Source organism: Desulfobacca acetoxidans DSM 11109 (assembly GCF_000195295.1).
GTDB lineage: Bacteria > Desulfobacterota > Desulfobaccia > Desulfobaccales > Desulfobaccaceae > Desulfobacca > Desulfobacca acetoxidans.
Genome location: NC_015388.1, coordinates 764082 through 788767 on the forward strand (window position 1 = coordinate 764082; position 24686 = coordinate 788767).

General features: G+C 55.5%; 14 protein-coding genes. 4 read left to right on the forward strand and 10 right to left on the reverse strand.

Translation table 11 applies throughout. The annotated features are described in order from the left end of the window. Nucleotides 1-13: 13 nt before the first annotated feature. The 10 genes from DESAC_RS03245 to DESAC_RS03290 form a co-directional block, all read right to left on the reverse strand. Nucleotides 14-451, reverse strand: a complete 438-nt coding sequence (locus DESAC_RS03245; protein WP_083800317.1) for a CCDC90 family protein — start codon at nt 449-451, stop codon at nt 14-16. Nucleotides 452-794: 343 nt separating this feature from the next. Continuing rightward, on the reverse strand, nt 795-3044 hold the full coding sequence (gene priA, locus DESAC_RS03250; RefSeq protein WP_013705650.1) for a replication restart helicase PriA: 2250 nt from the start codon (nt 3042-3044) through the stop codon (nt 795-797). A 239-nt stretch (nt 3045-3283) separates the two neighbouring features. Next, nucleotides 3284-4510 (reverse strand): P-loop NTPase, encoded by a 1227-nt coding sequence (locus DESAC_RS03255; protein WP_013705651.1) that lies wholly within the window; start codon nt 4508-4510, stop codon nt 3284-3286. Nucleotides 4511-4647: 137 nt separating this feature from the next. Beyond that, on the reverse strand, nt 4648-6111 hold the full coding sequence (gene guaB / locus DESAC_RS03260; RefSeq protein ID WP_013705652.1) for an IMP dehydrogenase: 1464 nt from the start codon (nt 6109-6111) through the stop codon (nt 4648-4650). A 635-nt stretch (nt 6112-6746) separates the two neighbouring features. Further along, nucleotides 6747-7757 carry a class I SAM-dependent methyltransferase gene (locus tag DESAC_RS03265; protein ID WP_013705653.1) on the reverse strand — a complete coding sequence of 337 codons (1011 nt, stop codon included), beginning with the start codon at nt 7755-7757 and terminating at the stop codon, nt 6747-6749. Between the two features lie 30 nt (nt 7758-7787). Beyond that, complete coding sequence (locus DESAC_RS03270; protein ID WP_013705654.1) at nt 7788-9560, reverse strand: ABC transporter ATP-binding protein; 1773 nt, start codon at nt 9558-9560, stop codon at nt 7788-7790. A gap of 116 nt (nt 9561-9676) precedes the next feature. Beyond that, nucleotides 9677-11470, reverse strand: coding sequence for an ABC transporter ATP-binding protein (locus DESAC_RS03275; RefSeq protein ID WP_013705655.1), 1794 nt, complete (start codon nt 11468-11470; stop codon nt 9677-9679). A gap of 35 nt (nt 11471-11505) precedes the next feature. After that, nucleotides 11506-12765 carry an MFS transporter gene (locus DESAC_RS03280; RefSeq protein WP_013705656.1) on the reverse strand — a complete coding sequence of 420 codons (1260 nt, stop codon included), beginning with the start codon at nt 12763-12765 and terminating at the stop codon, nt 11506-11508. Nucleotides 12766-12797: 32 nt separating this feature from the next. Continuing rightward, nucleotides 12798-15017 carry a TonB-dependent receptor gene (locus DESAC_RS03285; protein WP_013705657.1) on the reverse strand — a complete coding sequence of 740 codons (2220 nt, stop codon included), beginning with the start codon at nt 15015-15017 and terminating at the stop codon, nt 12798-12800. A gap of 117 nt (nt 15018-15134) precedes the next feature. Further along, nucleotides 15135-15947 (reverse strand): class I SAM-dependent methyltransferase, encoded by an 813-nt coding sequence (locus tag DESAC_RS03290; protein WP_013705658.1) that lies wholly within the window; start codon nt 15945-15947, stop codon nt 15135-15137. 807 nt (nt 15948-16754) lie between these two features. On the opposite strand from DESAC_RS03290, the gene DESAC_RS14985 reads away from it, so the two are divergent. The 4 genes from DESAC_RS14985 to DESAC_RS03315 all read left to right on the forward strand — a co-directional run bounded on the left by DESAC_RS14985 (nt 16755) and on the right by DESAC_RS03315 (nt 24548). After that, nucleotides 16755-17738: a thioredoxin domain-containing protein gene (locus tag DESAC_RS14985; protein ID WP_013705660.1), complete on the forward strand. Its 984-nt coding sequence runs from the start codon at nt 16755-16757 to the stop codon at nt 17736-17738. A gap of 869 nt (nt 17739-18607) precedes the next feature. Beyond that, nucleotides 18608-19195, forward strand: a complete 588-nt coding sequence (locus tag DESAC_RS03305) for a 4Fe-4S dicluster domain-containing protein (RefSeq protein ID WP_013705662.1) — start codon at nt 18608-18610, stop codon at nt 19193-19195. Between the two features lie 9 nt (nt 19196-19204). Continuing rightward, nucleotides 19205-20056: a CoB--CoM heterodisulfide reductase iron-sulfur subunit B family protein gene (locus DESAC_RS03310; protein WP_013705663.1), complete on the forward strand. Its 852-nt coding sequence runs from the start codon at nt 19205-19207 to the stop codon at nt 20054-20056. 70 nt (nt 20057-20126) lie between these two features. Continuing rightward, nucleotides 20127-24548: an FAD-dependent oxidoreductase gene (locus tag DESAC_RS03315; RefSeq protein ID WP_013705664.1), complete on the forward strand. Its 4422-nt coding sequence runs from the start codon at nt 20127-20129 to the stop codon at nt 24546-24548. Nucleotides 24549-24686: the final 138 nt, after the last annotated feature.

The following is a 24686-nucleotide window of genomic DNA, read 5'->3' on the forward strand; positions in this document are numbered from 1 at the left end:
AAAAGTCAATCTTTTAGAGCAGTTTGACTAGGGCGGCGACGATGCCGATGCCGGCCACCAACATGCCGCCAAGGCGTAGGGTGAGGTCGTGTCGGAGGCGAAGTTCGAGTTCTTTCATATCGCGCTTGAGTTCGATCCTGAGTTCCTCGATGTCGCGTTTGGTGCTGGCTTTCAATTCTTCGATGTCGCGTTTGGTAGCAGCATGGAGCTCTTCGATGTCATGTTTGGTGGCGGCTCGTAACTCTTCGATGTCCAGTTTGATGCTGGCTTTCAATTCTTCGATGTCGCGTTTGGTAGCAGCATGGAGTTCTTCGATGTCGCGTTTAGTGGCTACCTGGTCGTTGATCAGCGAAGCGATGGCCGTGGTCATGGTCTCCGCCTGTTCCACGGTGAAATGGGCGGCTTTGAGCCTATTGGCAAACTCTAAAGTATCGAAGGCGATGGCTTTCATAATATATATTATGATCATCTCTTGAAAAGATGTCAAATTTTTCTTGGTTATTGCCATTATCTAGCGGCCACCTGCAAACCATGAAAATCATCTGCCGGTGGCATGAACTTCCATCCGGTACGGAAGTCATTTTCTTATTAACTCGGAACTCAAAACTCGAAACTTATTTCCTTGGTAATTTTCATGGTGTGTAAGTCGTCCACCTACCATGAAGATAACGTGGTATCGGATGGAAGCACTCTTGAGGGAACCATAGTGGAAACGGCGCCACCCTCCTGGCTATCCTATTGAATGAGTTTAACCGAGAACATGTTCAATGAATTGTTGATTTTTGTCTCGGGTTCTATTGCATTCCGGCGGGATCCATATCGACCAGGAGGGTCACATCCGGTCCCCAACCCTTGCCGCCGCTAGCCCGGAGCTGGTCTAATAGTGCGCTCAGGGGTTGGCGGCCGTAGCTTTTGAGCAATATCTGCCAGCGGTACTGCTCTTTGAGGCGAGAGCGCGGCGCTGGTGCCGGTCCTAATATTCGCAGGTGTTTCTCCAAGTTATGCGTGCGAAGGATGGTTTGGGCCGCCCGTGCAACTTTATGGGCCGCGGCCTCTACGGTGGCGGCGTTCTTGCCCTGGAGACGGAGAAGCGCCAAGCGGGTGAAGGGGGGATAACCCAGGTCGCGGCGGGCTGCCAGTTCGGCTTCATAGAAAGCCTGATAGTCGTGCCGCTGGGCGGCAGTCAGGGCAAAGTGCTCCGGATGATACGTCTGGATGAAGACCTGCCCGGGACGGTCTCCCCGCCCGGCCCGACCCGCTACCTGGGTCAAAAGTTGGAAGGTCCGCTCCCCGGCATGATACTCCGGAAAATAGAGGCTGAGATCGGCGGCCACTGCCCCCACCAGAGTAACCTGGGGAAAGTCATGCCCTTTGGTGATCATCTGAGTGCCGATGAGGATGTCCAGCCGGTGTGTCTTCATCTCTTCTAAGATCTGGATCGCCTTGCCGCGGTGAGAGGCGGTGTCGCGGTCTAATCGAGCTATCCTGGCCTCTGGGAAGAGCCGGCGGACCTCTCTTTCGAGAAATTCTCCGCCTAAGCCATAGTGCTTTAAAGCAGTGGACTGGCACTGGGGGCAGACGACCGGGAGTGGTTCCTGATAGCCGCAATAATGGCAGCGCAGTTTTCCCTCCTGGCGATGCAGGGTGAGGCTGACACTGCAGTGTTGGCATTGAAAGATGTGGCTGCAGAAGAGGCAGAAATAAACGTTGGCGTAACCACGCCGGTTGAGGAAGAGGAGGACCTGTTCTTTGCGACTGAGAGTTTCTGCAATAGCCAGGCGCAACGGGGCAGAGATGATCGGTAGGCGACGCCCTTCCCGGTGTTCCCTGAGGTTTACCAGATGGACCTGCGGCAGGGATTGCGGAGTGACCCGCTCGGGCAGGCTGATATATTGGTATTTTCCCCGTTGTGCCCGGTAGTAGGTGGTTACCGATGGCGTGGCCGAACCCAGAAGCGTTACGGCTCCGGCCAATTGCCCGCGGTAAAGGGCTGCGTCTCGAGCCTGGTAAGGCAGTCCGCCTTCATTCTTATAAGACTGGTCGTGTTCTTCGTCCACCACAATCAAGCCCAGGTCGGCTAGGGGGGCAAAAACGGCTGACCTGGCGCCCACCGCGATGTCCATTTCTTTCAACGCCAGACGGCGCCACTGATCGACGCGGGCGTTATCAGACAGACCACTGTGCAGCAGGGCGACCCGAGGGCCGAAGCGTTGCCGGAAGGCTTGGCCTATGGGATGTGTCAGGGCGATTTCGGGTAGCAGCACCAAAACGCTTTTTTTCAAGGCCAAGGCTTCTTGGGCGGCTTGAAGATATACCTCGGTCTTTCCGCTGGCCGTCACCCCGTACACCAAAAAGGGAGAGAAACCCTGCCGCCTCAAGGCGAGACGGATGGCCTGACAGGCCTCCTCCTGGTCAGGGCTCAAGACGGGCGGCGGCGCGGCTGCAGGTGTTTCGGCAAGGGGATCGAAATGCCGGGCACGCGGCGCGAGAATGACAAGATTGGCTCGCGCTAACCGTCCGAGAGTCTCGCGGGGCCGGGGAATAAACCGGGATAGATGCGCGAGCGGGCAGCTACCGATATCTTTTAAAAATGCCAGGATAGCCTTGGCTTTGGGACCGAGACGGCCCGGTTTTTGGACATCGGCGCCGGTCAGGTTAAGGGTGACCCAATATTCTTGGCCGTCATTTTTCCCTGACCGGGGAGTGGGGAGGGCGGTCCTGAAGACCTCGCCGATGGGGTGCTGGTAATAATCAGCCAGCCAGCGGAAGAAGGGAACCAGTGCGGCGTCGAATCTGGGCCAGGAGTCGAGAATGGCGTTGACATCTTTTATGGTGACCGTTGGAGTTGCTCGGGCCGGGCCAAGGATATATCCTGTTACTTGACGCCGTCCCACCGGTACCAGAACGGGGACGCCGATCCCGATGCCAGTGGCCAATTTCTCGGGCAATCGATAGGTCAGAGTGTGGAAGAGGGGGAGGGTGACCGCCACTTCGACCAAGCCGTTTGGGGTTAGACTATTTACCGGGGTTGGCGATGGGTTCACTCTTTGCCCTTAAACTTTGGGACAGACCTGGAGGATGATCCTATCGGGGTCGGGTTCGCTGAGATTGCCACATGATTGCGGTTGATGCAGGGTAGCAATTCAGTTGTTTGGGGCGAATACAAGATTCTCCCCTACGGGTGGGCCTGCCGGTGCTGTAGTGCTGTAGGGTGGTCGCCACCCACCATGCCTTGATCTATTCTCTCAAATAGCTGAAGTATTGCGATGCAGGATATACCGACTCAATCATTCTTGGCCGACAGGTTATCAAGGTGCTGTTTGACCAGGGTTTCAGGGGAGAGGCCGGATGAGGCAAGGATTACCGTAAGGCCCTGGCGGTTGAAAAAATCCTGCACCGAAGTCTTTAGTCCGGCGGCGATGATATGAGTAACCCCCTCTCGTTTTAGCCAGGCCGGGAGGATGCCGGGCTTAAAATCGGGTGGAATGGCCTCTCGTTGCTCAACGATCTGGTTTCGGCGCACGGTTATTAGAGCAAAATGCTGGTTCTGGGAAAATTGTTCCGCCAGCCGGCCATCTTGGACCGGAACGGCAAATCTGGTCACCCCTGGCTCGCCCGCAGCCAGAGATTTTTGGGGCTCAGTTTGACCGACAGCGGTGAAGATGTTGTTAAGGACGGTGTCGAGCTCCTGGAAGAAGGGGCTGTCTGCAGGGTCAAGGTCTTTTAGACGCCCATCGTCGGCGGCCGCGACGATCTGGGGATCAAAGGGCAAAGAGCCCAGCAGATTAAGGTTAAGAGAGCGCATGGCCTGGTCGCCGACGCCGGACCGAAACAGAGGAATGGAAGTGCCGCAGTCAGCGCAGACGACATGGCCCATGTTCTCTACGACACCAATTATCTGCAGGCCTATTTTTTGGCAGAAATTGATAGACTTGCGGACATCGGCGAGGGAAATTTCCTGGGGAGTGGAGACGATAACGGCCCGGGCTTCCGGGATGGATTCGGCAATGGCAAGGTGCTCATCACCAGTGCCCGGGGGAGCATCAATGATGAGGAAATCCAGGGCTTCCCATTCTATTTGGGAGAGAAATTGGCGGATGATTTTGTGTTTTACGGCGCCTCGCCAGATGATGGCGGCGTCCCGGTTTTGCATCATCGCTTCCACCGAGATAATTTTTAAATGTTTGAGGTCTTCGGGAAGAGAGTGTTCCCCATGGATTAAACTCAAGGGTTTCCCAAGACCCAACATACGATAGACGTCGGGGCCGTGAAGATCAACGTCAAGAAGACCGACGTCAAAACCCCGGCGGGCGAGGGCCAGGGCGAGGGTGACAGCAACGCTGCTTTTGCCGACGCCGCCTTTACCACTCAGAATGAACAACTTGTATCGGATCTGATCCAGATTCCAACGCAGATGGTGTTCGTCAGGATGGGCCTCTTGACCTGAGGTTTGTGGGAGTTCAGAGGTTTCGTTAGGGATGATGTCTGTAAGAAAGGAAAAAGTGGTCATGATGTCCAAGACCTCCTTAAAATGCCGAAATCTTCAAAGGGTCAATAATGCAAAGGCCAATCCTTTGACCTGGGAGATGATTCCGGTAAGATTTTCGGGCACGGCGTCAAACTACCCCGATCTACCCCCTAAGCCCGTTAATCCAGACGGTAATTGGGGGATTCTTTCATAATGACCACGTCGTGCACATGAGATTCCTTTAAGCCAGCCGGGGTAATGCGGACGAAGCGAGCTTTGTTCATAAGTTCGCTAATAGTGCGGCAGCCGACATATCCCATGCCGGAGCGCAGTCCGCCCATCAATTGGTAGACAATGTCTGCCAATTTACCGCGATGAGGAACACGACCAACTATGCCCTCCGGGACAAGTTTGGACTCTAGTTCGATGGCCTCCTGACCATAGCGGTCTTTGCTGCCTTCTTTCATCGCCTCCAGGGAGCCCATGCCGCGGTAAACCTTGTAGCTGCGCCCCTGGAAGATAACGGTTTCGCCGGGGCTCTCGTCGGTGCCGGCGAACAGGCTGCCGATCATAACGCTGTCGGCGCCAGCGGCAATGGCCTTGGTAATATCGCCAGAGAATTTAACCCCGCCATCGGCGATGACCGGAACATCGTATTTATGGGCGGCGCGGGCACAGTTTGCAATGGCAGTAATCTGGGGAACGCCAACGCCAGCAATAACTCGGGTAGTACAGATGGAACCGGGGCCGACGCCGACTTTAACGGCGTCAGCCCCGGCTTTGATGAGGTCTACTGCGGCTTCATAAGTACCGATATTGCCGACAATGAGCTCAATCTGAGGAAATTCCTGTTTACTGGCCATGGCGGCATCCAGGACCATTTGAGAGTGTCCATGGGCCGTGTCAATAACGATGACATCGGCTCCGACCTTAACCAGGGCTTCGATGCGGGTGGACCGATCAGCGCCGACCCCGACGGCGGCGCCGACCCGGAGGCGACCATAGGCATCCTTGCAGGCGTAAGGGTATTTTCTAATTTTTTCAATATCTTTTATAGTTATTAACCCCCTGAGCTGAAAATCGTCATCAACTACCAGGAGTTTTTCAATGCGATATTGATGCAGTAAGGCCTTCGAGTCTTCTAGAGTGATGCCTACCGGGGCAGTGACCAGACGGTCTTTGGTCATGACGTCTTTGACGGGAAGCTCCAGATTGGTTTCAAAGCGTAAGTCCCGGTTGGTGACGATGCCGACTAATCTACGGTTTTGCACAACGGGAATGCCGGAGATCCGATACAGCCGCATGAGTTCCAGGACCTGACTGATTTTGGCATCGGGTTCAATGGTGACCGGGTCCAAGATCATCCCGGATTCCGATTTTTTGACTTTTTCTACTTCTAGTATCTGACGTTCGATATCCATGTTTTTATGGATGATGCCGATACCGCCCTGCCGGGCCATACAGATGGCGGTTTCGGCTTCAGTCACGGTATCCATGGCGGCGCTCAATAGGGGGATATTGAGTTTCAGGTTCTTCGTCAGACGGGTTTCTAAATCAACATCGGTGGGAAGAATCGCAGAAGCGGCTGGCAACAGCAATAGGTCGTCGAACGTAAAAGCACTAGTAATCTGATCTCCGGCCATGGCAAACTCTCCTCAATAATTATAAACGTTCGGCTAAAAAATAATAGTTGAACAGCTAAAATAGAAGCTATTTAAAGTTACTCATTCCGTTACCGCGACGTAGAAACCGGAACGCTCACCTTCGGATGGTATCCAAACGGCACAGACCGGAAGGTTGGTGATACCTCGAAGTCCGAGCCTGCCATTTATCAGGTAAGATAGACCTGCCATGCGGTTAACCGCGATAATTTTATATTAAATTTTATATTATAATTTTATTCTTTTTCGTAGTCAATGCCAGGATCAAAAGGAACCAGGGTAATTTCAAAGCCGTTAACGAGAGAACTTTGTGGAGCAAAAAAGAATGGAGGTGGGTTTTGGCAAGAATTTATCCCTGTTTGTAGGAAAATAAACCAGAGGTTAGCAGGGAAAAAAAGAAACTTTGGGGTGGTAAGGACAGTTTTCTCCCTATCCTTCTGAGAAATAAGTAATTCGAGGCTATAATGAAAGGCCAAGGAAACGCAGGGCTAAATGTGGTTTAGCAGCCAGGCGACGCAATGCCTGGAAAATGTTAGTCACATTAAGACAGGTGAGGGCCGTTTTTTCCATTTTCCTTTTGATGGTGAAAGGTAAACCTCCTATTCTGAACCACGTTCCTATTTCCGGGCGATATCCAGATCCATTGTTCCCATGGGCGTGTCCAGGGAGTGGGAACGAACCGAGCGAAAACCCGCCTTGAGCATGGCTTGCGCGATCTCTCCCTGGTCGAAGCCGAAATCGGCGCCGCTTTGCAATGCCCCGGGCAGAAACCCGAGCGCCACATCCGGTTTGGTATGCTCATGGGTCAGCCCGTCCTGAAAGGCCGCGAAGTACCCGTCCGGCTTGAGCGCGGCGTATATCTTGGTCAGCAGGGAATCCAGTTCCTGCCTGGCGAAATTCAGGGTGCTACTAGCCCATATGAGGTCGTAGCCGGAACCGAGGTCGTCGGTTAGGTAATCCCCCTGAGCGATGCCGACCCGTTCCGCCATGCCGTATTCTTCAATGAATTCCCTGGTCGCCCGGGTAATGGCCGGTCTGTCGAAGACCACCCCGGTCATCGAAGGGTGGGCCTGAACGAAATAGAGGGTGAAAATGCCGTGTCCGCCCCCCAGGTCGAGCATCCTTGCAAAGCCCGGAAAGCCGTCCAGCTCCGAAACGATCCCGGCCATCATCCTGCCCATTTCCCCGAACGCCCAGGCGGCGTTGCTCCTGGACGCCTCGGCCCACAGGTTTTCGTCTTCGATGCCCGGCCCCGGGGCGGGGCCTTCCCGGAGCAGCTTCGGCAGGTCCTTTAGGGGATCGACGCAGAGCCCCCATGAGAAGCGGAGCAGATCTCCCAGGTACAGGGGCGTGCCCCGCTTGAGAAAGTGGGTGGTATCCGGGAGGTTCCGGTAGAGGCCGTGCCGTTTTTCCAGCAGGTCCGCGGTAACCAGGCTGTCGAGAAAGAGGCGGGTGTTTGCGGGATGTGTGTCGAGCCGTTGGGCCACTTCGGCGGGGGAACGAAAGTCGTCCAGGAGATCGAAGACCCCCAGGTCCAGGGCGCTCATCAGTATCCTGGCCGGCATGGCGCCCATGAGCATCCGCCAGAAACGTCCGTAACTTCCTTTTGATTCGGGTAGCTGTTTCATCGGTAAAACCTCCTTCACGGCAGAATAGGGTCAAGCCGGACTAAGGGCGGGAACGTCGCCGAATTTCCATTCCTTTAGCCGTTGCTGTTCCCGCCAGAGCGCCGCGTACAGCCCGTTGCCCGCCAGCAGCTCGTCGTGTCTTCCTTCTTCCACGACCTTCCCCTGGTCGACCACCACGATCTTGTCGGCCCCGGTGATGGTGTTGAGACGGTGGGCGATCACCACGACCGTCTTGTTTCTGACCAGGTCGTTGATGGCCTCCTGGATAAAGACCTCATTCTCCGGATCCAGGAACGCGGTGGCCTCGTCCAGCAGGACGATGGGCGCGTCCTTGAGCAGGGCGCGGGCAATGGAGACCCGCTGTTTTTCACCCCCTGAAAGGGTGCTGCCGCCTTCGCCCACCATGGTATCGTATCTGTCGGGCAGGCGCTCGATGAAATCGTGACAGCGGGCGGCCCGGGCCGCGGCGATGATTTCCTCGCGACCGGCGTCCGGGCGGCCGAGGCGGATGTTGTTGTAGATGGTGTCGTTGAAGAGGTAGACGTCCTGAAACACGACGGAGATATTCGCCAGCAGATCGTCGGTCCGGTAGCTGCGGAGGTTTTTCCCGCCGATGCGGATTTCACCCTGGTCCACATCCCAGAACCGGGCGATGAGCCGGGTAAGGGTAGTTTTGCCTCCCCCCGAAGGCCCCACGAGGGCCGTGAGTGACCCGGCCGGAATCTTCAGGTTTAATCTTTTCAGGATCGGAGCGTCGTGGTAGCTGAAGGTCACGTTTTTGAACTCGATCTCCCTGCCTTCGAGGCTTCCGCCGGCGTTTCCATCCGGCAGGGGAGGTGTCAGGCGCAGGTCTTCCAGCCGTTCCACGCCGAGCTTGAAATAGTTCATTTCGCCGAAAAATATGTGGGCGAAGAGGAGCGGCTCGTAGAGGCGCGCCCCCAGGACAAGGAACATGACATAAACCGGGATGGCTAGCTCGCCGGCCAGAATGAGGCTGAATCCGTATAGGATAATGAGCGTCAGCCCGGCGTGCAGGACGAAGGAACCGAGGATCATGGTGGGCCCTGCTCCTGCTTCCAGGCGGATACTGATGGATTTGAGGCGGCGGAAGGTCTTTTCCAGACGTTCGAATTTCACGCCTCTCAGATTGAACGCCTTGATGAGACGGATTCCCTGGATATACTCGATCATTCTCGAGGCCGAGTCAACTCGCAGCTTCTGGTGCTTCTTGCCCAGGTAGGTGATGATTTTCACGGAGATCCAGGTCAGGGGGAGGGACAACGGGATCACCAGGGCCGCGGCCAGGGCCAGTTTCCAGTTGATGAACGCCAGACCGGCCAGGAGGGCCGTGGGAGCCGCCAGGGCGCCGCAAAACTGGGGCAGGTAATGGGAAAATATCTGTTCCACGCTGGCGTAATCGGAGACGATGTAGGCGCCGATATCTCCGGGATCGCGGCTGTTGTAAAATCCCATGGGGAGCCGGCGGAGATGTTCCACGATGGCCAGACGGCCGTCGGCGCAGATCTCGTAACTGCTTTTGTATGCAGCGAAATAGGCCTTTCTGCTCACCAGGTAGAGGATGATCAGGGATGCCAGGAGAGCGACGCAGAACCAGGTGACCCGGGTGACGTTCAGGGGAGTTCCCGGATGCTCCAGGGGGTTGAAAATTTCCCAGACGACGAGGAGAAGGATACCGTAGGGAGCCCCCCGCAGGAAATATTCGAGCACGGTCCAGATGATGAGCGGCCGCACCCGGCGCGGTTGGCCCATGGTGGCGGCATTGATGAGCGCTATGAGGTTCATGGTGTATGTCCCTTTACTGAAGAGATGGTGTCGGCATCCGGTTTTCGCGGAAATAATGCACGATCCGTGGCGGCGCCTCCGCCGGCTGGCGATCCGCCGGGGCAGGCGCCACGCTTTCAGCGGTCGGTCATCGACCCCAGCACCCACTGGCGCGATTGGGTGTAAGTTCGCCACATCTTGGCGTACAGCCCCTCCAGAGAGAGCAATTCTTCGTGTCTGCCCTGTTCTGCGATTATTCCTGCGTCAATTACCAGTATCCGGTCGGCGCCGGTTATGGTGCTCAACCGATGGGCGATCACCAGCACGGTTTTTCCCCTGATCAGCCGGGAAAAAGAGGCGAGGATCTTGCCTTCGTTTTCCGGATCGGCGAAGGCGGTGGCTTCGTCCAGCACCACGATGGGCGCGTCTTTCAGAATGGCCCGGGCCAGGGCTAGGCGCTGCTGCTCACCGCCGGAGAGATAGGTGCCCCCTTCCCCCACCAGGGTGTCGTACCCCTTTTCCAGTTGTTCGATGAACTCGTGGCACTGGGCCGCCCTGGCCGCCTCCATCACCTCTTCCCGGGAAGCGGTGTCGTTGCCCATGCGGATGTTTTCCTCGATGGTGTCGAAGAAGAGCATATTGTCCTGGAAGACGAAGGCCACCAGGCGCATGAGCTCTTCCGTCCTGATCTGGCGAATGGGAACGCCCCCGATGAGTATTTCTCCGGAATTCACGTCCCAGAAGCGCGCCGCAAGCAGGCCCACCGTTGTCTTCCCCGCACCCGAAGGTCCCACCAGGGCGGTGATGGAGCCCGGTTCGGCAAGGAAGGAGATCCCCTTGAGCACCGTTTCCTCATCATAGGCGAAGGTGACGTGGCGGAATTCCACGGAAGCTCCCGCGGGTTGCCGGGGGTCTTCGGGTTCGGTCATCTCCTGCTTGTGGAGGATATCGTCTATCAGACCCACGCCGATGCTGTTCTGTTTGAGCAGACCGCCGATATGCATCAGTTTCAGCAGGGGAAAGAACATCCCTCCTCCAAAAATCAGGAAGAGAATGGCCGTGGGCATAAAGGCGGAATAGGACGGCGCCTTCAGGAGGAGAAAGATGATCACCGGCGTCAGGAACAGGATGGTAGAGGAAAGCATCGTCAGGAATCCGGTATACGTCAATGCGAATTTCCTTGTGATATTCAATGCGTAATCCCGATATGAAAGAATAGCCCTCTGGAGCCGTTCGAAGGGTTCCACCGAGCGGCTGAAGATCTTGACTACCTGAATTCCCCGCACGTACTCGACGATGCTGGCGTTCATCCGGCCCAGTGACTTGAGGTAATTCTCATATACTGCTTTTGATCTGGGACCGTAGTAAATGGACGACTGAATGAGAACCGCGCCCAGGAACACCAGGAGTATTACCAGCGACGGCCGCCAGTCGACGGCGAAAAGGAAACCGAGGATGATCAGGGGAAAGACGACGGCCGTGGTTGCATCCGGGATATGGTGGGCCACGAAGAGTTCCACCCGCTCCACGTCCTCGGACATGACCTTTTTGATGTCGCCCGAAGCCCGTTTGTCGAAGTACCCCAGCGGCAGACGCGCCAGTTTGCCCGCCAGCGCCACCCTCAGTTCATAGAGAATGTTGAAGGCGGCGATATGGGAAAGCATGTTGGAAATATAGAAGAGCACGCCGAAGGCGCAGACGCCTCCCAGGCTGATGAAGCCCCAGCGCCAGATAAAGTCCCGGTTGATCGCTGCGGGGGCGTCCGCATGGAGAGCCAGTTCCGTCAGAATCCGGTACACCGCCACATAAGGGGTGAACAGGGCGAAGGCGGACAGCACCGCCAAGGCCATGGAACCGATCAGCCACCATTTCTTCGCGCCTGCGATCTCGATGAGACGGGGCAGCCCGGATTTCCTTTTGGTCTGTTTCATAGTTGCCTATTCTCTTTAAAATCCTGCCTGTTGTCTTACGCTTCCAGTTTGTCGATGGCGGGAGAGAACGCTCCCGAAACCCCGACTCGCCGCGTTCCGGGGGCATAGAGCTTTACGGAGGCGGCCAGCGAGAGAAACGCCAGGCCGGAAGCGGCGCAAATGGTCGCGGCGTAGCCGAACTTGCCGGCAAAGGTTACGCTGACCGCGCTGGCGACGAATCCCACGACTTGATACAGGCTGTGCTGCATGGCCAGGTCCGTGGCCGGGGAGGTGTTGTCGGTCTGATCCATCATTACCGTGGACATTACGGTTGCCGCAAGGGTGTGCAGGAACATGAGCGCTCCCACCGCCAGACAGACGCTGAAGATGTCGTGTCTTCCCCAGGCGGGGAGCAGTAGGAGCAGAATTCCCAGTCCCTGGGCGAGGGCCGTGCCCACCAGCATGGAACGGCGGCCCACTTTCCGGATCAGCCACCCCGCTCCCATGGCGGCGCTGGCCCCGATCAGGGCGCCGGCGATATTGACGATGAAACCGATGCGTGCGAGGTTCCAACCGGCATCCACCAGCATCGGAATGATTATGCCGTAGGCGATGCTGATCGCCAGCGGGTAAAGCACCAGAAGTACCAGCCATCTGCTTCTTCCTGGGGCGGTCCAGTAGCTGTAAAAGCGTTTCAGGTACCCCGTTTCCTCCCAACGGGACGGAACGTGGGCCGGTTCCCTGAGAAAGATCAGTTGCACCAGCGATAGCAAGGTGACGGCGGCAAGGATCAGCAGAGTGAGAGTCCAGCCGAGGCGCGCATAGAGCATCAGCGCCACGCCTCCGCCCAACATATACCCGAGGAGCCCGCCGCCGGTTTTGACTGCGTTGCCGTATCCCCGCTCGTCTTCCGTCAGCAGACGGTAGGCCAGCGCGTCCGCGGCGATATCACCCGTGGAGGAGAAGAAACAGATGAACATGCAGAGAAAGAAAACGGCCGGACCCCCTGATTGGGGATCGAATCCCGCCGTCAGCAGCAGCGAGATGGCGAGGAGCGACTGGAGAATCAGGAGCCATCCCCTGAAGTGACCGCTCTTTACAAGGGAATAGCGGTCCAGGACCGGCGCCCAGAGAAACTTAATCCCCCAGAACAGTCCCAGGAGGTAAACGAAGCCCAGGCGTTCCAGCGGCATCCCTCCCCGGCGCAATACGGCCACCAGCGTCTCCAAGATGAAACTGATCCCGAGGTATTGCGTAATGTACAGCGAGAAGAGCAGCAGGAGATACCACCGTAAGGAGCGGCGAGGCTCTTTCAATTCGAGACTCCTTTGGTTTTCCCCGGCCGCGATCAGAACCGGAACCTGAGGCCCGTTCCGAATGTCCTCGGCTGGCCAAAACCGGCCACGGCCACTGTCGACATGGACTGGAATGCGGTGACGTACGCTTCATCGGTCAGGTTCTTCACGTAGGCGTAGATGTCCCAGTAGCCGAACCGGTAGCCGATCTTCATGTCCAAGACGGTATAGTTTCCTTTCTTGGCGAAGATTTTGTTGGCGTCATCATAATAGCAGGTGGCGCCCTGGTTCCGGACATCCGTCCGGGTGTAAAAACCTTTCGGGTGATTATAGGCAATGCCGATTTTCACGGTATGGGCTGGGGTGTTTTCGATCCTTTGGCCCCCAAAATTTACCGTACCCGTGTCGTAGTCGTCGTATTTGGCGTCGATTAAGCCCACCGCGGCGCTCAGTTCGACACTGTTAATCGGCAGATACGTCGCCTCTAATTCCGCCCCCTGGGAATGGGCCTTACTGGCGTTGCTGGTGACCCAGATCCCCGTTCCCACCGCCTTGTAGACATGGATATCCCTGATGTCCATCCTGAAGAGACAGGCGGCCAGCCGCAGGCGATCATACGAGGCTTTCACGCCCAGTTCGTAGTTCGTGGATCTCTCGGGTTTGAAGCTGTTGTCTTCGACTGTGCCGCTGGTGGCGAAATAATTGAAGCCGCCCGGCATATAACCCTGCGACCAGGAAAAATAGGGGGTCCAATGTTCGTTGATCAAGTAGGACAGGGCCGCCCTAGGCAGAAAGACGTTCCAGGTTTTCTTGCCGTTCATCGTGTACATGGGGGGACCGCTGCCGCCCACCGGCAGATAGTACGTATTTAGATCGATCTCCTTCTCTATTCTCTGGTATCGCCCGCCCGCCGTAAGTTCGAATCCCGCGATCAGGGGCACCATCACCTGTCCGAACACGGCCTGGGTGCTGCTGTCGGCGCATGATACCGCGTTCATTTCATAATTGCCGAAGAAGGTGGGAAACTGCATACCGTAGGGCCCCTGTTTGCGCTGCTCGAAATCGAAATAGACGCCGCCGACCCAGCGGAACCCTTCCTTTTTGTTGCTCGACGCCCTGAACTCCTGGGTCCAGGTATCGAGTTTGTGCTCGTCGAATATAAGCAGTCCGTTATAGTAGCTGTTGTTGCCGTAATCGCCGTCGTATTTGTGGTCGATGTCCAGTTTCCTATGGGTGGTGACGGAAGTCAGGTTCACGGCGTCGAAGTTATAGGCCAGGTTGAGGCTCTGGGAGAAGCTTTCCGTTTTATCAAAAGAGGGCACATCGAAATTTACATATTCGGCGTCTCCCCGGTTGAAGGAGGCGAGCGGAGTCCCCCCAGGGAGGCCGTAGCCGTCGATCCAGTTTTGCCTTACGTAGTCGTAGGACAGGTTAAGCCTGGCGCTCAGTCTGTCCGTGGGTCTGTAAAGCAGGGAGCCGCCGAACCACCTGTCGTTTTTGCTGTTCGCATCCCTATCCATGCCTGGGTAGGTGTTCTTGATCCAGCCGTCGTCCTGCTCGTACTGGCCGTAGGCGCTGACAAAGAACTTATCCTTGACTACCGGCCCCTGCACATTGAAGATGGTCTCGATGTAGTTGAAACTGCCGTACTCGGCGCCGATTCTGCCCTGCCAGACGTTGGTCGGCGTTTTCGTAATGACGTTTATTACCCCGCCGATGGCGTCCTTGCCGTAGAGGGCCCCCTGGGGACCCCGCAATACCTCGATTCTTTCCACATTAGCCATGGTGGCGTCGAAACCCCACCTGTCGGTGTACGGCACCCCGTCGATATACATGACCACCGGATTATTGTTCGTGAACATGGAGGCGTTCAGACCCCGGATATTTACGGCGTTGCCGTGAGAGGGGCTGGTGTTCATATTGGGAATCTCTTTGATGACATCGGGGATATTTTTTATCTCCTTGTCTTCGATCTCAGATTCGTCGATGACCGAAACGCTCTGGGGAACCCTGCCGATGTCTTCCTCCATCCGGTTCGCTTCTACGGCAATGGCTTCCAGGGTTACGGATTTCGCCTCGGCCGTATCCTTTGTCTCCTCCGCTGTCTCCACCGCGGTTTCCTCCGCCCAGGCATTATCGTATGCTGGGGCGGCGAACAGCAAAGCCGCCGCCATGATTCCCAGTAACGGGGAGGCGGCGCGCGCCACATTCCTCAGACGCCGCATAAAGCCATTGATGGGGCCCCTTTCTTCTCCGGAATTCTTCTGACCCACTTGCTTGACACCTCCTTTTCGATCGAGATTTAACTTGAACGGGGCAATTTGTTGTCATGGACGATTATTCTTAGCCTTCCGCGCCGATTCAGCGGCACCTCACAGAAAGGGATAGACTCATGGCGAGGTGAAATGCAAGTGTACGATTCTGCACGACAATCGTGATCTTAGTAGAGGAAGTCGCATGAGGAAGCCGACCCAGCCCCACCGATCCTTGCAGTAGTCAAGGTAGTGCCATTCCTCCACCAATCGCAGGCCTGCATGCCAGGTTTCCAACTCCCGGCTGTTCTTCATTCCCCACTTAAACTCCACGGTGCTGTCGATCTTCTTGATCGAGTCGTTGTATTTGCTCCGGCCCGCAAGCAGCGGCCCGAGCACGTCGACCAGCATCTCCGCTCCGGGAAACCGGGGAATAAGGTGCGCCAAAAAAGACTTCACCTCATCTATGGCGAAGTACATCAATACACCTTCGGCGATGAAGAGAACCGGATCGTCCCTGGCGCCCAGGTTGTCTATCCAGGAATAATCGAAGATGGATTTGGCGATACAATGATCCAACCGGTCTTTAGAGAAAAACCGTTGCCGCAGGGCGATGGCCTCGGGCACATCCAGGTCATACCAGCGAACCTGCGGGAGGCCTAGACGCTCGAAACGCGTGTCCAGACCCGCGCCCAGATTAATGATGATGCCCTGGGGGTGGCGTTTCAGGAAATCCCGGGTGGCCGCGTCCAGCAGCATCGACCGGATGGAAACGCCAACTTGCGTCATCCAGGCCCTCTCAAAGCGGGAAAAATCATAGTGGAGGCAGGCCACAATTTCGCCGGCCTTGTCATCGACGATGATGGGATGCGACCGCCGGGATTCCGCGGCGCGGGCCCACAGATTGATGAGCATTGTTTCCGGAATGCCGTGCAACTCCGGGTTTTCCATGATTATTTTCCTTTGCTGGCTTTAACTTTTTTTATCTAACTCACACCGCTTACCGTTAAAATTACGCCACCGCGCTCTGCCAGGCCCTTTTGCCGCCCAACTTTATCCGACCAACCCAGATAAATGTATGATGATTAATACAATGTATGATATATCAAACATTTAGGACAAAAAAAAAATTAACCCAGATTCATTTTTTGATTAGGTCCTACCCCATGGGCCTACGGCAGTTGCCTCCAGGATGAGGCCGCCGGTGGTTGCGGCCTGATGGATAGCTCCATATCTAAGGCTGTAAAAATCCCCTGCCCCTGGAGTCCGCCATCAGCTCCCACCGTAGGGAGTTTTGACAGTTCATGCATCAATTCCTTCAAAATGTTTGACGTGTAAAACATTACATTCCGAGATGAATATCTGTCAAGCTTTTTTTGTTTTTGGGACAGGGTAATTTCAAAGCCGTTAATATGTTGAGGAACTAGCCTGTTGGCATTTAATTTGAGTCTGTCATCATATCGCGTAGTTTCCAGTAATTAAGCATCGCCATGCATCGGTTTCGCCTTTGATCCAGATTAAACTTTGCAAATGGTTTAAGCTCTGCTAATATTCAAAATTTATATTAGAATTGTATCGCTGCTTCTTCAAACTCATGAACAACACCCAATTGCCTAAATTGACGGATCGCAAAGAAGGGGATGACTCCCCACCCCCTCTTTTTTCCAGACATACAATCAATTTCCCCGTATTTCATCAACCTCTTTGGATCTCAGCTCACAACTCAGCGATCATTTACGCAAAGAAAGGCCTAGCAGTATGGGGCTGACAGCATCTGACATATGCGATCTGCAGCAATGGCAGGTCAAATTGACCCGATCACTCCCCTTGCGGTTTCTTAAGAATCAACGGCCGGAGAGCGACCTGCTGATGCCGTTCTTGGAGTTATTCAAACAACATGTCCCATCAACGCCGGTCATCACCGAAGCCATTCCCGAAGATGAGCTTCCAGGGTTGGCGGTCGGGAAAGTCTGGCGATATCACGCCGTGCCGGAGGGCATCAAGCTGATCCTGTTGGGAGAAATTCTAGCGGCTTTGAACGGCGCTGTTTCGGTCGGGGAAGAGACCTGGCGGAATCGGTGGCAACAGTTGCCCCTGGCCCCGGAGTTGACCATTTTCATCTCCCCTCAGTGCCCTTTTTGTCCTCAGATGGTCCGACGCCTGATTCCTCTCACGATAGTGCCACCTCAGGCCCTGATCACCTTAATCGATGCCAGTCTGTTTCTGGAAACGGCCCGGCAGTTTGAGATTAAAGCGGTTCCGACCCTGTTGGTAAACGGCGTCTACCGGCTCACCGGGGCTTTTCAGGTGGACGAGCTCCTGGACCTATTGGAAAAGGCCGACCCCGCCCAACTGCCGGCGGCTTTTTTAGAAAGAATGCTCACCGACGGGCAGGCGGCGCGGGTAGCTGAGATGATGTTGGCCCATGGCGCTATCTTTACCAATTTTCTGCCGTTGTTGACGCATCCGGAGATCAACGTCCGCTTGGGGGCCATGGTGGCGGTGGAGGCGATAGGTGAAGTCGACCCCGTCCTGGCCGCCAGCGTTTTGCCCTGGCTGTGGCAGGAGTATCCTCAGCATGAGATGGCGGTGCAGGGTGATATCCTCTATCTTATCGGCGAGTGGGGTGACTCATCCTGGCTGCCGGTTCTGGAAGCTGCCCTGGTCGATACCGAGGCGGCGGAGCTACGGGAAAGTCTTGAGGAGGCGCTAACGAAAATTGCTCAGAAATCAGCTAACTGAGTTTGTGAAATAAATTCCCGGAAGATTTTGACTATACAACTGAGGCTTCGGAGCTTGAATTTTTTCAAGAAATATTTATTATTATTTATTATGGTCCGGAATGGCCAGCTTCCCGCCACTGCCCCGAAGCCGATCCAATGATTGATTTTATATTTCTCTTGAGTTAAATAGATTACTTGAATCAATTGGGAGTCGATCATTAAAGAACTGAATATTCCATTGATTGCCAGGAATTGAGACTGTTGCGATTATCTTATAATGTGGCCAACGGGTTTAAGTTTTTAGACATCTTCGGTTTGATATTGAAGGGTGCGGCGCATTGCCCCCCTGGTAGTCTGATCCCCCGCTCGACCGCAGGATACAATAGCCTCTCACTTACATGGCACTGATTTTCTTGCCAATTTGCTAGCTGTCCTGATCGTTTGGAAGAATCTTAAATTCCTGACATACAAATTGGCATGTCCTGGTGATCACAACGGAGCATGAAAACAGAACCGTGGCGGCTGCTCAAAATAATGTTGTTGCTGCTCACGGCTCACGGCTCACTGTTTTTATATAAGTGCACATGTTCTGCCGAACACAACGAAGCATAAAAACAGAATCGTGGCGGCTGCTCAAAATAATGTTGTTGCTGCTCACGGCTCACGGCTCACTGTTTTTATATAAGTGCACATGTTCTGCCGAACACAACGAAGTATAAAAACAGAATCGTGGCGGCTGCTCACAATAATGTTTTTGCTGCTCACGGCTCACGGCTCACGGCTCACTGTTTTTATACAAGATTCTTTGTCTCGTTCAAAACAGCAGACAGGCGAGAAGAAAATCTTTGTCATCGCCGCGAGTGAAATGCCATACTTCGAGGAGCGCCGATGGAAACGGCTTTACCCCAAAATTTGACGCCGGATTTTAGTTTTAGCGATGAAATCCTGCAAGACCGCCACATCGCCGTGACGGATTGTTATCAATGTACGAAATGTTCTTCGGGTTGCCCGCTCACCTTTGCCATGGACTTGCTGCCCCATCAGATCATCCGGTTGTCGGCGCTAGGTCAAAAAGACCTGGTTCTGAGCAGCAATACCATCTGGGTCTGCTCCGCCTGTGAAACCTGCACAACGCGTTGCCCCAACGATATTGATATTGCCGGCGTCATGGACTACCTTAAAGAACAGGCTGTTAAATCCGGTCGACCGTCGCCGCAGCGAGACGTGCTGGCCTTTCATAGGTCCTTTCTGGCTGACATTCGACTTTCGGGAGGGCGGCTGAACGAACCGCTTCTGATGGGCCTGTTTGCCTTGCGGCGGAAGGGCCTTTTGACCAAACTGATGACCGGTGCCATGACGGACGACCTTAAGCTGGGTTTCAAAATGTTTCAGAAAGGACGTCTCAGTATCAAACCGCCCCAGAAGGTGCAGGCCAAGGCGGAGTTGAAGAACCTTTTTAAGAAAGCAAAGTCGTAGGATGAAAATATGAAAGTTTCCTACTACCCTGGTTGTTCCCTGGAGCACAGCGCCAGAGATTATGAGGAGTCTATTGAGGCGGTGGCGGGTTTGCTGGACGTCCAGCTTGAGGAAATTCCGGACTGGAACTGCTGCGGCGCTACTGCGGCGCACAGCCTCAACAAATACCTATCCCTGGCCCTTCCGGCCCGTAATCTGGTCCATGCCGAAGGAATCGGCCAGGATGTCGTCGTCCCCTGCGCTCTGTGCTTTAATCGCCTTAAGGCGGCGGAACACGCCCTGCTGGGACCCGAGCAGGCATCGCTCGGGATGGATTACCAAGGTACCATAAGGGTCTGGGATCTGCTGGATTTTTTGACTCAAGAGGCAATCCTGGATCAGATCAGAGACAGAATTGCCAAGCCCCTAAAGGGTCTGCAGACCGTCTGCTATTACGGCTGCATGGTGGCCCGGCCGCCTAAGATCACTAGCAGCAGGAATTGTGAAAACCCTACCAATATGGACAGACTCGTAAAAACTTTGGGCGCCGATCCATACCCCTGGTCCTACAAGACCGATTGTTGCGGGGCGGGCTTTACGATTTCCCGGCCTGATATTATCGACACCCTGGTCAAGCGCCTCTATGATCGGGCCCTCGAGGCCGGAGCGGAATGTTTCGTGGTCTCCTGCCAGATGTGCCAGGCCAATCTGGATATCTCGCAGGAGCGAATCGCCCGGAACACCGGCCAAAATTATTACCTGCCAGTGCTCTATTTTACTGAACTGATCGGTCTGGCACTGGGCCACCCGGACGTTCAGACCTGGCTTAGCCGCCACTTTGTCGATCCCTTGCCCCTGCTGCAGGACAAGGGCTTGATATAACTATATTTTAATCCGCAACCGGATTTTCGGTTGCAGAAAATATGACTTCAGACTTACAACAGGAACTTCTATGGTGACGGACGCAAAAAAAACCATCGGGGCAGTGATGGTGGTTGGTGGCGGCATCGCCGGTCAGCAAGCCGCGCTGGACACTGCCAACGCCGGTTTCAAAGTTTATCTGGTGGAAAAGGATATCTCCCTGGGCGGCATTATGGCGAAATTGGACAAAACCTTTCCCACCAACGATTGTTCGACCTGTATGCTCTCCCCGAAACTGATCGAAGTAGGTATGCATCCTGATATTGAGATTATCACCCAGGCCGAGGTCAAGAAGGTGGAAGGAGAGCCCGGCAATTTTTCCGTCACCCTTTTACAACAGCCACGGTACATTGATTTAGAAAAATGCAATGCCTGCGGCGACTGTGCCAAGGTCTGTCCGGTGGAAATGCCTTCGGCCTTCGATGAGGGAATGGGCCTCCGCCGGGCTGCTTATCAGCATTTTCCACAGGCCATTCCGGCCCAGTATGCTATTAAAAAGTTTGACCGGCCTCCCTGTGTCAACGCCTGTCCGGCGAATATCAAAGTTCAGGGATATGTGCAACTGATTAAGGTGGGGAAATACGAGGAAGCGGTCAGGTTAATCATGGACGACCTGCCCCTGCCGGGGGTTCTGGGCCGCATCTGCCCGCATCCCTGTGAGAGCGCCTGCCGCCGGCAAGAAATAGACGAAGCCATAGCCATCTGCAACCTGAAGCGCTTTGCCGCCGATCAGGTGGATCCAGCCAGCCTGACCATTCCCATGATAGCCAAAAAGAAGGAAAAAATCGCTATTATCGGTTCCGGCCCGGCGGGTCTTTCCTGCGCCTATCAACTGGCCCGGCGAGGCTATCAGTGCACGATCTTCGAGGCCCTGCCGGTTGCAGGAGGCATGCTGCGCGTCGGCATCCCCGACTATCGTCTGCCCAAGACCGTGTTGGACCAGGAAATTGCCTACATCCAGCGATGGGGCGTCGAGATCAAGACCAACACCGCCCTGGGAGCAGATTTTTCCCTGGATGATCTTTTTAAAAATGGTTACAAGGCGGTCTTTCTGGGTCTCGGGTGTCACATGGGCGGGGAACTGGGCATCCCCGGAGAGGAGGCTGCCGGGGTTATTCAGGGAGTTGATCTCTTGCGCCAGCTGGCTTTGGGTCAAGAACCGGCGATCGGCAAAAAGGTCGTGGTTATCGGCGGCGGCAATGTGGCTTTTGACGTCGCCCGCTCCGCCAGGCGGCTGGGTTCGGAGGTGACCATCCTCTATCGCCGCACCCGCACGGAAATGCCGGCCAATATCGAGGAAATTGAAGAAGCCGAATGTGAAGACATCGATATCCAATACCTAATCGCCCCCCAGGAAGTCATCGTCCAAGACGGCGTAACCGTGGGGCTGCAATGCATCCGCATGGAGTTGGGAGAATCCGACGTTTCCGGGCGGCGGCGGCCTATCCCCAAACCTGGGACCGAATTTGTGGTGGACTGCGACATGATCGTCCCCGCTATCGGCCAGCGGGCAAACCTCAACGGCATCACCGGTGCAGGCATCCGGACCACGCGGTGGGGCACCATCGAAGCCGACCCGATCACCTATATGACCTCCCGGGAAGGCGTCTTCGCTGCCGGTGATGTCCACGTCGGCCCCTGGATCGCCATCGGCGCCGTGGCCGGAGGCAAAGAAGCGGCTGAATCTATTGACCGGTTTCTATGGGGCCGGGACCTGGGTGCGGGCCGGGGGTTGAGTGAAGAAGCCAAGGCCATGCAGCACTGGATGGACATTCCCCTGGATGAAGAGAAGCATCCTCGTCAGGGCATGCCCCAACTGCCGCACGAACTCTGTTGCACCTGTTTTGATGAAGTGAAGCTGGGTTATACCGAAGAGCAGGCCAGAGCCGAGGCGGCGCGGTGCTTAAACTGCGGCGGCTGCTCCGAGTGTATGCAGTGCGTGGCGGCCTGCCAGGCTGGGGCCATCATTCATGATCAACGACCGCAGCTCCAGGAACTCCAGGTAGGAGCGATTATTCTGGCCCCCGGCTACCGCCCCTTTGACGCCCGGCAGAAAGCTGAGTATGGCTACGGGCGCTACGCCAACGTCGTCACGGCTCTGGAGTTCGAACGCATTCTGTCTGCTACCGGACCGTTTCATGGCCACGTTCAACGTCCTTCTGACGGTCAGTCTCCTAAAAAGATCGCCTGGATTCAGTGCGTCGGTTCCCGGGACAAGTCTATCAACCGGAATTACTGCTCCTCGGTCTGTTGTATGTACGCCACTAAGCAGTCAATCATCGCCAAAGAACACGATGCTCAGGTGGAACCTAGTATCTTCTTTATTGACATGCGGGCCCATGGCAAAGGTTTCGACCGCTATTATGAACGGGCGCAGGAAATCGGCGTCCGCTATGTCCGCTCAATGATCTCTCGCATCGCCGAGAAACCCCAGACCAAGAACCTGGAACTTTCCTTCGTAGACGCCAACGGCACTATTGCCACAGAGGAATTTGATCTGGTGGTTTTGTCAGTCGGACTGGACGTGCACCCGGATGCCCTGCCGTTGGGAGAGTGTTTGGGTATCGAGACTAACCCATGGAATTATGCGATTAGCCGTCCTTTTGATGAGGTGGCTACCTCCCGTGACGGCGTCTTTACCTGCGGCGTTTATCAGGCCCCGAAGGATATTCCCGAGACCGTGACCCAAGCTTTGTCTGCCGCCGCCTCTGCCGCCGCCTTACTGACCGAGGCCCAGGGCAGCATGTTGTCACAGAAGACCTATCCCCCTGAGAGAGACGTTTCGCAAGAAGAACCCCGAGTGGGCGTCTTTGTCTGCCACTGCGGCATCAATATCGCCGGGGTCGTGGACGTGGCCCAGGTCACTGAATACGTCAAGACCCTTCCCTACGTCACCTACGCCGATCATTACACCTTTACCTGTGCCAACGATTCTCTGGAGAAAATGAAGGAGATTATCGAAGCGCATAAGCTGAATCGGGTAGTGGTGGCCTCCTGCAGCCCCCGAACCCACGAACCTCTCTTTCAGGACAATCTACGCCAGGCCGGTCTCAATAAGTATCTCTTTGAAATGGCCAACATCAGGGATCAGGATTCCTGGGTTCACCAGGGAGAACCGGCGCGAGCGACCGAGTTGGCCAAGGACCTCATCCGGATGGCAGTCGGGCGAGCCCTGAAGCTGGAGTCATTTCGGGAGACTCAGTTTAAAGTAGTCCAGCGCGGCCTGGTTATCGGCGGCGGTCTGGTTGGCATGACTGCGGCCCTGACCTTGGCTGAGGCCGGCTACGAAGCCACCTTGGTGGAAAAAACACCCGAACTGGGGGGGATGGCCCGGCGGCCGCACTTCACCCGGGACGGCCACTTGGTCACCCCTTTCATGGAAGAGTTGATCCGGCGGGTGCGAAACCATCCACGGATCGAAGTCCTTACCGAAGCCAAGGTTGTTGATTTCAACGGCCATCTGGGGAGATTTACCAGCATTGTGCAGACCGGCGACGGCAGTCGCAGGGAAGTTTTCCACGGTGCCGCCATACTGGCGCCAGGCGCAGTAGAATATCGGCCGGAAGAATATCTTTATGGTCAATCTGACCGGATTATGACCTTAATGGAACTGGAGGAGAAGTCTGCTGGCGGGTGGCAGCCAACCCCAGGCGGCAGTGTCGTCATGATCCTGTGCGTCGGCTCCAGGGAGCCCGAACATCCTTACTGCTCGCGGGTCTGCTGCACCAAAGCCATCAATAACGCCATCTGGATTAAGGAAAAAGACCCATCGGCCCAGGTTGCTATACTCTACCGGGATATTCGTACGTTCGGGTTCAATGAACTCTACTATCAGAAGGCGCGAGAACTGGGGGTGCGTTTTATCCGCTTTGATCGGGAAAACAAACCAGAGGTGGTAACAGAAGCGGATGGCCTCAGAGTCTCGGTCTTTGATCAAAACCTGCGGACCAACATCCTCCTGCCGGCTGATTGCCTGGTGTTGGCTGCGGCGCTGCGTCCCAGCCCCGGCATGGCCGAAGCCGCCCGGGTCTACAAGCTGTCTTTGGACATGGACGGTTTCTTCCTGGAGGCCCACATTAAGCTGCGGCCCCTGGATTTTACCAGTGACGGGTTTTTCCTGGCGGGAACGGCCCATTCACCTAAGTTTACCGAGGAGGCTATTGCCCAGGGAAAAGGGGCCGCGGCACGGGCTATGGGCATCCTTTCCCGGGCCACTATGGAAATCAGCGGTGCCGTGGCGTATGTCAACCCGGATGCCTGTGTCGGCTGCCTTAATTGCCTGCGGGCCTGTCCCTATGGCGTGCCCGAGTTCAACCGGGAATTGGACAGCATCGTCATCGACCCGGCCTCCTGCCATGGCTGCGGCAACTGCTGCGCCACCTGCCCGGCGATGGCTATCGACATCAAACACAGTAAGGGTGCGCAGTTCGAATCGCTGTTAAAGGCAATTTAATTCATCGGATGGGACACCCTCGAACGAAAAAAAAGCCGATGCGAAACAACCCATTTTAATGGGAAGAGATAATGCCATGTGGAGGCGAACCTTGTGTTTGCCCTCAGCAACCGAAGTATTATGAAAATTCTTTAAACA